The 12716-nt window shown below is 36.3% G+C and carries 12 protein-coding genes; 1 reads left to right on the top strand and 11 read right to left on the bottom strand.

Annotated features, from left to right (window positions below):
• Window positions 1–7 precede the first annotated feature (7 nt).
• A complete protein-coding gene (locus tag JZO69_RS03535) occupies window positions 8–667 on the bottom strand; it encodes an ABC transporter ATP-binding protein (RefSeq protein ID WP_207111514.1) in 660 nt (219 codons plus the stop codon).
• Window positions 668–682: 15 nt separating this feature from the next.
• Window positions 683–2212: an ABC transporter permease gene (locus JZO69_RS03530; RefSeq protein WP_207111513.1), complete on the bottom strand. Its 1530-nt coding sequence runs from the start codon at window positions 2210–2212 to the stop codon at window positions 683–685.
• A gap of 252 nt (window positions 2213–2464) precedes the next feature.
• Between JZO69_RS03530 and JZO69_RS03525 the strand changes: the two genes are divergently transcribed.
• Window positions 2465–3421: a serine hydrolase gene (locus tag JZO69_RS03525; RefSeq protein ID WP_242586518.1), complete on the top strand. Its 957-nt coding sequence runs from the start codon at window positions 2465–2467 to the stop codon at window positions 3419–3421.
• Between the two features lie 146 nt (window positions 3422–3567).
• Here JZO69_RS03525 and JZO69_RS03520 read toward each other — a convergent pair whose 3' ends face one another.
• The 9 genes from JZO69_RS03520 to JZO69_RS03480 all read right to left on the bottom strand — a co-directional run bounded on the left by JZO69_RS03520 (window position 3568) and on the right by JZO69_RS03480 (window position 12359).
• The gene (locus JZO69_RS03520; RefSeq protein WP_207111512.1) at window positions 3568–4197 is read right to left on the bottom strand and encodes a V-type ATP synthase subunit D; all 630 of its coding nucleotides are present in this window, start codon (window positions 4195–4197) and stop codon (window positions 3568–3570) included.
• Window positions 4198–4203: 6 nt separating this feature from the next.
• The gene (locus tag JZO69_RS03515) at window positions 4204–5580 is read right to left on the bottom strand and encodes a V-type ATP synthase subunit B (protein WP_207111511.1); all 1377 of its coding nucleotides are present in this window, start codon (window positions 5578–5580) and stop codon (window positions 4204–4206) included.
• On the bottom strand, window positions 5573–7354 hold the full coding sequence (locus JZO69_RS03510; RefSeq protein WP_207111510.1) for a V-type ATP synthase subunit A: 1782 nt from the start codon (window positions 7352–7354) through the stop codon (window positions 5573–5575). The genes JZO69_RS03515 and JZO69_RS03510 overlap by 8 nt, the downstream gene beginning before the upstream one ends.
• Before the next feature lie 164 nt (window positions 7355–7518).
• Window positions 7519–7830, bottom strand: coding sequence for a V-type ATP synthase subunit F (locus JZO69_RS03505; RefSeq protein WP_207111509.1), 312 nt, complete (start codon window positions 7828–7830; stop codon window positions 7519–7521).
• Complete coding sequence (locus JZO69_RS03500; protein WP_207111508.1) at window positions 7820–8821, bottom strand: V-type ATPase subunit; 1002 nt, start codon at window positions 8819–8821, stop codon at window positions 7820–7822. Before JZO69_RS03500 ends, JZO69_RS03505 begins: the two co-directional genes overlap by 11 nt.
• A gap of 149 nt (window positions 8822–8970) precedes the next feature.
• On the bottom strand, window positions 8971–9552 hold the full coding sequence (locus JZO69_RS03495; RefSeq protein ID WP_207111507.1) for a hypothetical protein: 582 nt from the start codon (window positions 9550–9552) through the stop codon (window positions 8971–8973).
• 13 nt (window positions 9553–9565) lie between these two features.
• Complete coding sequence (locus JZO69_RS03490) at window positions 9566–10039, bottom strand: V-type ATP synthase subunit K (protein ID WP_010760283.1); 474 nt, start codon at window positions 10037–10039, stop codon at window positions 9566–9568.
• Between the two features lie 15 nt (window positions 10040–10054).
• Complete coding sequence (locus JZO69_RS03485; RefSeq protein ID WP_207111506.1) at window positions 10055–12046, bottom strand: V-type ATP synthase subunit I; 1992 nt, start codon at window positions 12044–12046, stop codon at window positions 10055–10057.
• Window positions 12033–12359, bottom strand: a complete 327-nt coding sequence (locus JZO69_RS03480) for a hypothetical protein (RefSeq protein ID WP_207111505.1) — start codon at window positions 12357–12359, stop codon at window positions 12033–12035. The genes JZO69_RS03485 and JZO69_RS03480 overlap by 14 nt, the downstream gene beginning before the upstream one ends.
• Window positions 12360–12716: the final 357 nt, after the last annotated feature.

Raw genomic sequence — 12716 nt, 5'->3', positions numbered from 1 at the left:
TCTTCTATTAGTTGATTAAGTCAAATTGTTGATTTTTCAATTCATAAACATCATCACATGCATTCCCGACTTCCTGCTCATGAGTTACGATAATAATACATTTTTGTTGTTCATGCGCTACTTTTTGAAATAGCTGAACAATGTCTTTTGACGTTTTTTCATCTAAATTACCTGTTGGTTCGTCAGCTACAATTAGTTCATGATCACAACATAGTGCTCTGACGATTGCGACACGTTGTTGCTGTCCACCTGAAAGTTGTGTCACATTTTGTTTAGCAAGCTTTTCATCAATCCCTACACTTGCTAAATTTTCCAGAGCATAGGTCTTTTTATCCACTTGTTTTGAACTAGATATTTCCATTGCCGTTAAGATATTGTCCAGCGCAGACATATAAGGCAACAAGTTATACGCTTGAAATATAATCGAAACATCATTTTTACGATAATTTCTAAGCCCAATTTTAGATAATGACTCACCATTATAAAGAATAGTACCTGCTTTTGGTACATCTAAACCTGCAATCAAGGAAAGAAAAGTTGTTTTCCCTGAACCGCTTGCGCCTAAAATAGCATACATTTTTCCACGTTGAAATTCTAAATTTACATTCTTATACAGAAATTCTTGTTCATTTTTGTACCAATATCCTACTTCTTGTGTTTGCAACATCGCATTTCCTCTTTTCTATGTGGTTAGTATTTTTTTAGGTTGTAGTCTTAAAATTCCAATGGAGGATAAAACGATTGAAAAGAAGCTGATCAATAATCCGAGAGCCGCTAATGTTGCGATCTCTTTTGGCTGAACAGAAATATTCAACTCTTCGATCGCTTTCGCTGCTTCTTCAGAACTTGCGCCAAGCATGCTCATGCCACCGCCAGGTCCGCCTTTTCTCTGTTCTCCTCTATTTCCCATTTCAGTTGGTTGTCCTTGATTATTTCCAGATTGTTGAGCAGTTTCAGTTTGTTGATTAATCAACTGCTCTCCAACTACATTTCCTACAATATTTCCGCTAAACGTGGCAATTACTAGTGCAACAAACATACAGAGAATGATTTCACTGAAAAATTGTAAAACAACTTTAAACCGTGATTCACCAAGAGACAACAAGACTCCGATTTCATAGCGTCGTTCTCTAATCGTCATCATAACAATCAAGGTCAATATGATCACTCCGGCAATTGCCACTAGAATAACGATATTTTTAGCAAAGCTTGCAACATTATTTAAAGGCTGTAGCATTTGTTGATACGCCTGATCATTTGTTTGCAGGCTAAAGTTTTCTGTATCGATCAATTTTTCAGCAGACTTAACGAAAGTATCCATTTCTTTGGGATCATCAAGGGTATAAAAAGCTGAATCAATGGTTCCTTTTGCATTCTCTCCTTTTAATGTATTAGCAAATGTATAAGATGTGTACAACGTATTTGATGGGTTTAAAAAATTAAACTGCATTCCCATACTGTCACCATTTTCAGAAGTTTTATAAATTCCTTTAACAGTCATGTCATAGGTTGTTGTTTCATCGTCTGGACTAGTTATTTTGAATGTATCTCCTACACTTAATCCATTAGCTTCAGCCAATGTTTGTTCGATCACAACATTGTTTGTTCCTTCATCCGAATCGTTGATTGCCTCACCACTCGTGATTTCAGCAACACCTTCAGAAAAATCACTCAACATGGATAGATCCATTACACCACTTACTTGAAAATCACTTTGCTTCATTTCAGACATTGGGCCTCCACCCATACGTCCACTTTCTTGAGGTTGATTTTCCTCTCCTGACTCATTCGTCTGTTCATTGTTGTTTGATTCAGAAGTTGTGTTCTCACTTGTTTCACTAGATATAGGCGTGATACCGTCACCTGCGCCAGCTGATGAAGATGATAAAAATGAATAAGACTTCACATTTGTTAAAGCTGCAATTTTTTGAGCATCTTCTAAAGAAACAGGCGTTAAACTAAAACTACCTGGATCTGGCCTTTCACTGCCGCTATTCGCCTGACTCTTTTTCATTGCAGCCTCGCGATTAGCAGATAAGGTAACTGTGGCACCGATACTTTTTTGAGCATTTTCTGTCGCAGTCAAGGCAGCACTTTTAATTGTCAATCCTGCTAAGACAAAAATCAAAATAGCTGAAAAAACAGCACATAATAAAAATGTTCGCCCTTTTTTTGCCTTCATACTTAATCCTGCTCGTTTGATAAAATTCATATAATTCCTCCTCAATATAAAAGCACAGTATGCTTGTGAACATTCATTACTTTAGTTGACGTACCTTAAATAAAACTTAAATGACAAATACATCATTATATTCTCAACAAATCTTGCAAAAGAAATAGAAAAATGATTAAATGATGATGGTCGCATTTTTATCAAAAGATTTTAGAGGTTTTAAGTTTCCTTTAATTAATCTTTGGTATGATTGGTTTAAGATTTAATTTTTTTGAAGGGAACGTAAGCTATTTGGAAAAAAAGAAAATGACTCTATATGGGATGATTTTCTCTATTTGTTTCTTTTTAATCGTATCGTTCTTTTTTTCTACCCATACAGTAGATTACGCAAACGAAACAGAAACAAATGAAAAAATTAATGCTCCAGTTAAAACTACATCTACTTCTGCCAGTAAAAATCCGGAACCTAAAGTAACAGAAAGCCCCGAATTAACGGCTTTTTACCATAAAATAAATCAAACAATGATTGATGCTGCAAAAAGTTTCAAAGGCGATGTTGGGATGACTTACGTTGATTTAACAACAGGTAAACAACTTTCTGTTGATGGAATGAAAGAATTCTACAGTGCTAGTACAATTAAAGTCCCTTTAGCTATGATGGTTGCTGACAAAGTTCAAGCTGGTAGCTTAAAATGGGAGGATCAACTTTCATTTAACGAAAAAGAAGATTACGAAGATGGTACTGGAATCATCATCAACAATATACAACCAACATATTCAGTAAGAACTTTACAAGAATATAGCATCACTTATTCAGATAATATTGCTAAAAATATGTTATATGATACTTTCGGTGGCGATGTAAAAGCCAAACAAACGCTTTACGCCCACTTTTTACAAAAAGAAACAGATTGGGATGACGCAAAATTCACTTCTGAAGATGCTGCGAAAATTCTCAAGATTTTATACGAAGAAAAATCATCTAATCAGGAATATCAAACGATTTATGATTACATGAAAAACACTGTTTTCCATGAACGCATGGATACCCCCACAACATCTGGAAAAGTTGCACATAAAATTGGTTCATACGAAGGTTTTCTACATGATATTGGGATATTGGAAACAGAACATCCTTTTATTTTGACAGTATTTACTAATGGACAGACAGATGCTGGAATCTCTTTTATTTCAATGGTCACAGATCAATTATGGTCTGTGCAAAGTAATGAATATCCAAAAAAATAATGATAAAAAAGATTATTGAAAGGCGTCATCAAAGGACGTTCTCTCTCAATAATCTTTTTTTATAATCATGTCTAAAGTAAAATTAAAGGCAAGCGAGCTGACTCAAAGGAGTCATCACTCGCTTGCCTTTTACTTCTAATTTCGACTTAATTACCCATGTTTTTGATCTTAATCAACCGAGTAATCTCACTTCGTTCATTTTCTTCTAATTTCATCTGAATATAATAAATTGTTTCTTCTAATTGAGGGATCGTCATATATTCTAACGCATTTACACGACGACGTGTCTTTTCTATTTCTTCAGACATCAACTGACAGGTCTTCTCCACTTCAGCCAATTCCAACAACTTCGGTAAAATAGCTGAAATTTTCCCAAAAACATCGTCGAGCTCTGCATTTGAGTTTAAATAACCGTAATTTAAAGGAGCTTCCACGGCCGTTTCATCATAATGAAAATTCATGATTGGAACCGTAACGCTCATAATATTTTTCTCGATGATATCAAGGGTTACCTCATTTGCTGGAATCGCTACTAATTCCTCGATAAAAGCTTCATTTAAGGTCGCATTAGCCAGTACAAAATTTGATAATGCACTTGTCAATTCTTCTTCTACATCGATTCGTAGTTGATTATTTTTTTTGACTAGTAAAATAAAGCGACGCATGAGCTCATCTTGTTTGTCTTTTAATAGCTTATGTCCGCGAGTTGCTGTGCCAAGTTGTTTCTTTAAACGAGAGAGTTCCATTCTTGTGGGATTCACATTTAACCGTGCCACTTTTGATCACTCTCCTTCAGTCAAATATTCGTCTAACATATCGTCTTTTATTCGTTTTAGTTCGGTTCTTGGAAGCATAGACAATAATTCCCAACCTAAGTCTAGTGTTTCATTGATTGAACGATTCTTGTAAAATCCTTGATTGACATATTCTTTTTCAAAACGATCAGCAAATTTAGCATAAATTTTATCTACCTCTGATAAAGCTGATTCACCAAGAACAACGGCCAATTCTTTAGCTTGTTTCCCTTGAGCATAAGCTGCGAACAATTGATTCATTGTAGGCGCATGATCGATCCGCGTTTTCCCTTCTCCAGTCCCTTTGTCTTTTAACCGAGATAACGAAGGCAGCACATCGATGGGTGGCTGAATGCCACTTTTATATAATTCTCTAGATAAAATGATTTGTCCCTCAGTGATATATCCTGTTAAATCAGGAATTGGATGCGTTTTGTCATCTTCTGGCATCGTTAAAATCGGAATCTGTGTTACAGAACCTTTTGTCCCGCGAATTCGACCAGCCCGTTCATACAGTGTAGCTAAATTGGTATAAAGGTAGCCTGGATAACCACGACGCCCAGGTACTTCTCGACGAGCTGCCGAAATCTCACGTAAGGCTTCACAATAATTAGTCATATCCGTCATAATTACTAGCACATGCATACCTTTTTCATACGCTAAGTATTCTGCTGCAGTTAGCGCCATTCTCGGTGTAGCGATTCGCTCGATAGCAGGATCATTAGCTAGATTCATAAACATCACAGAACGATCGATTGCTCCAGTTTGACGGAAATCTTCCATAAAAAACTCGGCTTCTTCAAAAGTAATCCCAATTGCAGCAAAAACAACCGCAAACTCTTCGTCGCTATTCAAAACATTTGCCTGTCTGGCAATTTGTGCCGCTAATTCTTTATGCGGCAAGCCAGAGCCTGAAAATACAGGCAATTTTTGACCACGAACTAAGGTATTCAAATGATCGATTGCAGAAATCCCTGTTTGAATAAATTCATCAGGATAATCTCTAGCCACTGGATTAATGACTTCCCCATTGATATCAACCATTTTTTCCGATAAAATTTCAGGACCATTATCTTTAGGTCGACCTAAACCATCAAAAATCCGACCGACCATATCTTCTGATACACCTAATTCCAAAGGATGACCTAAAAAACGAACTTTTGAATCACGAAGATTGATGCCACTAGTTCCTTCAAAAATCTGGACCATCGCTTTATCACCATTGATTTCAAGCACCTGACCACGACGAATTTCACCATTTTGCATGCGAACTTCGATCAATTCCTCATATTTGACTCCTTCGACTTTTTCAACAATCATCAAGGGACCAACAACTTCATTAATCGTACGATACTCTTTAATCATTCGTCATCCCTCCATCTGCAACGATTTGTTTTAAAACTTGTTTGATTTCATCCACCAAACCATCTAACCGATCGATTTGATTTTCTGGTAGATATTTACTTCTGGCAATTTGATTCCTTAATCCAACTGTTCCAAGCATGATTTCAGATAAATAAGCGCCTAAAGTTAATGCCTGTTGCCCTTCTTTGTAAAAAGTTAAGATCAAACGTAGCATTTTATATTGTTTTTCTCTAGAGGTAAATGTATCTACTTCGTCAAATGCATTTTGCTGTAAATAATCTTCACGAATTGATTTAGCCACTTCTAAAGTCAAGCGATCTTTGTCTGATAATGAATCGATTCCGACAAGACGAACAATTTCTTCTAATTGCGACTCTTCTTGTAAAATACGCATGCCTTCCATAACCATTTGAGACCAATCAACTTGAAGCTGTTGATCTAGGTATTTACCAACTTCTGAATCATATAAAGAATAACTTTGCAGCCAGTTGATTGATGGAAAATGACGTTTTTGTGCTAAAGTAGCATCTAATCCCCAGAAAACTTTTACCACTCGTAAAGTATTCTGAGTAACTGGCTCAGAGATATCTCCACCTGACGGAGAAACCGCACTGATGGCTGTAATACTGCCTTCACGATGATCTTTTCCTAACGCTACAACTTGTCCAGCACGTTCATAATACTCAGCTAAACGGCTACCTAGGTACGCTGGATACCCTTCATCACCTGGCATTTCTTCCAAACGTCCACTCATTTCACGCAATGCTTCTGCCCAACGTGAAGTTGAATCTGCCATAATAGCGACAGAATAGCCCATATCACGGAAATATTCTGCAATTGTGATACCAGTGTAAATCGATGCTTCACGAGCTGCCACTGGCATGTTAGAGGTGTTGGCGATCAACACTGTACGCTCCATAACAGATTCACCAGTACTTGGATCAATCAATTCAGGAAATTCGTTCAGTACATCAGTCATTTCATTGCCTCGTTCACCACAGCCCACATAAACAACTAAATCAACATCTGCCCATTTAGCGATTTGGTGCTGTACCACAGTTTTCCCAGCACCAAAAGGACCGGGAACAGCTGCTGATCCACCTTTAGTTACTGGAAAAAAGGTATCAATAACTCGTTGGCCTGTAAGAAGAGGAACATCTGGGTTTAATTTTTCCAAAATTGGACGACTACGGCGAACAGGCCATTTTTGCATCATTGTATATTCTTTTTCACCAGTTACGGTTTCGATGATATAAATGGTTTCTTCGATCGTAAATTCACCTTTTTTGACTTCTTTCACTACTCCACTAACACCAAAGGGCACCATGATTTTATGAGGGATCACTTTTGTTTCTTGGACAAAACCGATAATATCTCCTGCCGTTACCTCTTCACCAACCGCAACACTTGGTTCAAAAATCCATTTTTTTGTTCTATCTAACGCTGGAATCTGGACCCCTCTGCTTAAAAAGTTGCTTGCAGTTACTTCTGCAAAAGTATCTAAAGGACGTTGAATACCATCAAACATCTCTGAAATCAAACCTGGTGCAAGTTCAACCGACAACGCCTCTCCTGTTGTTACGACTGGCTCGCCAGGTCCAATTCCTGTAGTTTCTTCATATACTTGAATCGATGCAACATCTCCGCGCATCTCAATAATTTCTCCTATAACACCCAATTCTCCTACATGACAAATATCCTGAATACTTGCATCAGACATATTTTCGGCCATAACTAAGGGACCGGATACTTTAATAATTCTACCAGTTTGCAAAATCATTCCTCCTATTTAGAAAAGCTGAGCAGGCTCGATTCGCTCCGACTGAAAAATAGGAAACTATGACTGAGGCGCTTTTTGCCTTATTCATAGGTTATCTTTTTTCCGAGGAGTTAGCCTGCAAAGCTAGATCAAAGTAACGCTGAATATATTCCTGCTTTCTACAATATATTCTGCCCAACCGCTCGTTCAACATTTTCCTGAATTTCTTTCAAGCCAATCCCTTTTGTTCCATTATGACTTGGAATCAAAATAATCGCTGGTGTCACTTCACTTTTATAACGCTCAATCGTTTCTACAGCTAATTCAGAGGCATCTTCTGTAATAAAAATCACTCCAAAGTTACCCTTAGCCATCATTTCGATTGTTTCTCTGACTTGTTTCGCTGAGGCTGCATAAATGACCTCAAATCCAAACAGTTTAAACGGCATGACGGAATCTCTGTCGCCAATTACACCAATTTTATATACCATCCGTTATCCGCATCCTTTCTCTAACAACATCTATAGGAAAGTTACTTCTTTTACTAACTAGAATCAAACGGAGATTTTTCCATTCCACTTCCTTAGCGTTTAAAAAAGCTAATAGCGGTAACGGACCAAAAGCCATAATCTTGGCTTTATCATACAAACTTGTCAGGTAATCATCTTTTATCTTTTCAAAAGCAATTAAATCTAATTCTTTTGTTTCAGTGGAAACAATTGGTATAAGTAACCCACCATAGATTGTATTTAGGACAAAATCTGTAAAGACAGTTAACGGCTGCTCCGTATATTCTAAAAAAGTTTCTTTAGAGATATTGCCCGAACTAGATAAAACCGTTGATAAAAAATTCTCGTGCTGTCCTTGAATGATTCCTCTGGCCATTGTAGAAATATTAGTCAAATCTATAAAAGCTGTAACTTCTGCTACAATATCTTTAACCCCGATAGATTCCGCTAATTGCCTTTGGAACGTTAAAAAATTCCTATCATAAATAATATCAATCGCTTGAAGTGTGGATGATTCTTGAAAATAATCCAATACTTCAAGAACTGCATTCATCAATGTTTCAGGTAATTCAGTGGATATCCGAGTGCGTATCGCACTTTTTAGTGTTTCTATTGAATAGCGTCCATCCTCAATAAACAGATGATCCAAATTTTCCCCTGTCAGTTCAGCTTTTGTTAAAACTTTCAAGTTATGAAAAGTGGCTCTAGACGTATAAATTGCTATAATTTCAGGCTCTGGCGCCATTTCATACAACCACTCATACAATCTCCCTTTTTCTTTTGAATAAATATATTCAAACTGATCAGCAAAATCATCTGTCATATACGTTCCATAAATAGTATTTTTTAAAATCTCTTTTAGTTCTTTTGTATTTTTTGCGTTTAATAGTTGTTCATATTGACTATTGCTCAAAAGTTCTGTTTCTTTAAGACGTATCAAAGGATTGATTTGGTTATACGCAGTGTCTTTCATCATGATCCTCCTAGTTTAAAAACGTAATTAGCTCGATTTGCTCCGACTAAAAATAGGAAAAAATAAATGCAACAATCTTTGTCACAGGTATTTTTTTCGGAGGAACTTGCTAATAAAACGAAGCAACTGATTTACTTTTTTGAAAATTATTATTGAAACAGCATTTCTGCGATTTGAAAACTTTCCATTTTTTTGACTTCCTGAACCAGACTTGAAAACAAGAAATTATATTCAATCCCTTCTTTTGCAATGATAAATCCACCATCACCTAAAATCAGTTCGTTTTGCAGTACAAATATCAGTTTTTCAGAAGAATGTTCTAACAGCCATTGATCTGATAACTTACCTTTGGAAAATTCGCCCAACATTAACTGAACTTCTCCTTCAATTGGCAACTGCTCAATGATTTGTTCGACAAAAGTTTGAAATTCTATTTCAGTCCAGTGACTCATTCGTTCAACAACCTTTGAAAAAAGCTCTTCTAGATAAACTTGCTTCTGATTTAATGTTGCTTGTTTAATATCCAATTGCTGACGATTTTGTTTTTGTTTAAAGGCTTTATTTGTTTGTTCCTGATTTTTTTCGATCAATTTACTTTCTTGTAAAACTAACGCTTCTTCCATCTCTTGATACTCATGATCAATTCTTAGGGTTTCGGTTTGTTTTAGCGTTGCTACTTCTTCGTGACCTTTTTCTAGAATTTGTTCAACAATTTTTTCGATTGCATCCATTTTTTTCCTCCTGTTACTTCACATTTAGTACAAGTAAGAATGAGATAACAAACCCAAGAATGGCATATGTTTCCACCATGGCAGCGTAAATGATCCCTTTTGTTGCATGTTCTGGTTTCTTCGCTAAAATTTGAATTCCTGCTGCAGCAACTCGTCCTTGCGCAATTCCAGAAAATAATCCAGCAAAGGCAATCGGTAATGATGCAACAAAATAATCCAAGCCTTGAACCATTGTCATATCATTGTTTAAGTTGATAAAAATCAAGAAGGCAATAACGAAACCGTACAATCCTTGTGTTCCTGGCAATAATTGTAAAATCAACGCCTGACCAAATTTTTCAGGTTGTTCTGTTGTCAAGGCCGCAGCTGCTTCACCAGTAAAGCCAACACCCTTTGCTGAACCGATTCCGGCTAAGATCGTAGCCATCGCCATTCCTAAAACTGCAAAAAGAATGCCACCATTGTTATTAATTAAGTAATCTATCATATTTTTATTCCTCCACTATTCTTTGACTTTTGATTTTTTTTCGATATTCATGTACTTTTCTTCTGTTTTCAACGGTTTGAATGCACGACCACCGCCTGTATAAAATTTCCCAAAAAACTCTACGTACTGTAAACGCGCGCCATGAACGTAGGCACTTAGTAAGCTTAAAAAGAGATTCAATGCATGTAAAGCGATAATCAGTATGATTCCTACAGTAAATCGAGCTGCTGGAGGCATAAATGCGACTAACATATTAAATGCAGCAGCAATACTTCCGCCAGAAATACCTAAGGCCATTAGCCGAGTATAGCTGACTAAATCGCCAATATATCCGGTTAAACCATATAGCCCATAAAGACCTTTAGCCAATCCTTTAACTTTTGATTTTGATTGAATGATTGGGACAACCACGATTGACAAGGCAGAAATCACGGCGACAATACTTCCTGTCATAACTAAGCCATCATTCATAAATATCAACATACCTAAAACCACAATCAAAATCCCTACCAACAATCCTTGCCATGCAAAACTTTCACTGATACTCTCTAAATATCGTTTTCGCTTAGTTAGCTCAATCCCGTTGACCATCAAGCCTGTCAATAACTGGATGAACCCAAAAACAACCGATAAAATCAAGATCGTATTCACATCTTCCGTTGTTGATAAAATCGGAAACGGTAGATGAATGCCTAACAGAACTTTAGGCAATGCCGCTCCGAAAAAAGAACCATAGATAAATCCCCAGATGACGGTTGGAAATGACAATATCAGAAAGAAATCTGCAAAACGTTTCATTCCTCGTGGTAAAACCATCAGCTTAAGTGCCAGTAATGCACCTAATAACATCAACAAACCATAGCCAATATCTGCCACCATCATACCGAAAAATACCATATAAAAAGGAGTCATGATCGGTGTCGGATCGATTTCATCATATTTCGGCAAACTATACATTTCTGTGAGCATTTCAAATGGCGCTACAATCGAATTATTTTTCAATTTCACGGGAATATCCACTTGAATCTCATCTGCTGTTGGCTGATCAAAGGTGACATAAACTTCATCTATTTGTAAAGCTGCTGTTAGTTCCTCTTTCTCTTCTATTGGAATCCATCCTTGCAGGACAAAAAAATAGGAAGTATTTAATAGATGTTTTTTTACAGCTTCCCGATGAATATACGCATAGGTCATCTCTTCCGCTAAATAAAGTTCTTCCAAATGTTCACGATAAGAAGACAAACTGATTTTCACTTTCTTTTCTTCATCAACAAGTTCAGCTAATTCCTCTTTAGTCCTTTGATATGCTTCCTTCGGTAAAATATCATATGGGTAATCGAATGAATTAAAGCTATATTTAGTAGTAATTTCATCCACAAACATAGACTGATTTTTTAAATAAACCAAACTATAATACACATGATTTTGGCTATGATAAATTTCTTCCACATAAACAGATACAACTTTTTCTATAGCAGCTAAAAACTCAGCCTGATTAGCTGAACTAATTGTTCCTAGTAGAATATTCGTACTTTCTAGTGAATTATTTTTCGGGACAATATCTAAATACTGCCAACGAGCCAACCATTTTTCTTTTGACAACAAGTCTTTTCTCCTTGTCTCAATTGATGTCAATTGACTTTTCAATGAAGCAATTTCTTTTAAATATCCGCTGATTTTCAATTCATTAAAACTTTTCTCCAACTCGCTTAAGGTACCCACTCGTCTTTTTAATGGTTTCTTTTTAGAATTACTCTCAGCGTAACGCTCAATAAATACCAAGGCTTCCTGAATTTCCACCAACATAGTTTTGAAACGCTTCTTTTGGCTTTGGTCATCTTCTGAAAAGGTTGAAGCAAAGTGCTTTTTTATATAAGAGCTATCTACATTCGAATGAAAAAAATCTTTGATCTCAATCGCCTGCAAGCCCTGAATCGTTTGAAGAATTGCTTCTTCTTGATCTGCTGCAGCTATGATCGTCATTTTTTCCATTTTATTGACTGCCATAGATTTTTTTCACCCTTTCTATTACATAATCAACGATGGCTTCTTTATTTTTTTTATATTTTTCCTCAAACTCTTTATTTTTTTCTTGCGCTTCACTCAGTAAAATGTCTTTTTCCTTTTGAAGCTGTTCAGTTTTTTGTCGTTCTAATTCATGAAGTAACCTTTTCACTTTCTCTTGACTCTGTTCTTGTTTTTTCTTAAAATCTGCGGCTTGCTTTTGCTCATAGGCACCTATTTCTTCTTTAGCCTCTTGTCTCATTTTTTCAACGCTATTTTCCGCATCACGGATTTTATCTAGTGCTTCTAAAACCATTCTTTCACCCCTATCATTTGACTACTTCGTACGTCTCTTTATTATTGAAGGTTGTGCCTTAGTACAATCAAAAAGGGAATAACCTGTGCTTTTACATACTAAAAACACAACTTATTCCCTTAAACTTTGATTGAAAAATAAAAAAGGGCGTAAGTTCAAAAAACTGCTCTTCTCACCCCTTGAAGAACCTGATCCTTGAAGCTTGCGCCCAACCATTTTTATTTATATGCATTCATCTTAGCAAAAATGAACTCAAATTACAACTGCTTTACGTGTATACTTTATCTGACTTATCTACGAAAAAAAGAATCCCATCTTCAAACGAAGATGGGAAAGGAGTTTTACTCATGAGAGTAA

This window comes from Candidatus Enterococcus ikei, assembly GCF_017316105.1.
Taxonomy (GTDB): Bacteria; Bacillota; Bacilli; order Lactobacillales; family Enterococcaceae; genus Enterococcus_L; species Enterococcus_L ikei.
The sequence above is the reverse complement of the archived record's forward strand: the minus strand, read 5'-3'. Positions and strand labels throughout refer to the sequence as shown.

Coding starts and splice junctions, on each gene's coding strand:
- JZO69_RS03535 (WP_207111514.1), bottom strand. CDS start 667: ATGTTGCAAACACAAGAAGTAGGATATTGGTACAAAAATGAACAAGAA.
- JZO69_RS03530 (WP_207111513.1), bottom strand. CDS start 2,212: ATGAATTTTATCAAACGAGCAGGATTAAGTATGAAGGCAAAAAAAGGG.
- JZO69_RS03515 (WP_207111511.1), bottom strand. CDS start 5,580: ATGATTAAAGAGTATCGTACGATTAATGAAGTTGTTGGTCCCTTGATG.
- JZO69_RS03505 (WP_207111509.1), bottom strand. CDS start 7,830: ATGGTATATAAAATTGGTGTAATTGGCGACAGAGATTCCGTCATGCCG.
- JZO69_RS03500 (WP_207111508.1), bottom strand. CDS start 8,821: ATGAAAGACACTGCGTATAACCAAATCAATCCTTTGATACGTCTTAAA.
- JZO69_RS03495 (WP_207111507.1), bottom strand. CDS start 9,552: ATGGATGCAATCGAAAAAATTGTTGAACAAATTCTAGAAAAAGGTCAC.
- JZO69_RS03490 (WP_010760283.1), bottom strand. CDS start 10,039: ATGATAGATTACTTAATTAATAACAATGGTGGCATTCTTTTTGCAGTT.
- JZO69_RS03485 (WP_207111506.1), bottom strand. CDS start 12,046: ATGGCAGTCAATAAAATGGAAAAAATGACGATCATAGCTGCAGCAGAT.
- JZO69_RS03480 (WP_207111505.1), bottom strand. CDS start 12,359: ATGGTTTTAGAAGCACTAGATAAAATCCGTGATGCGGAAAATAGCGTT.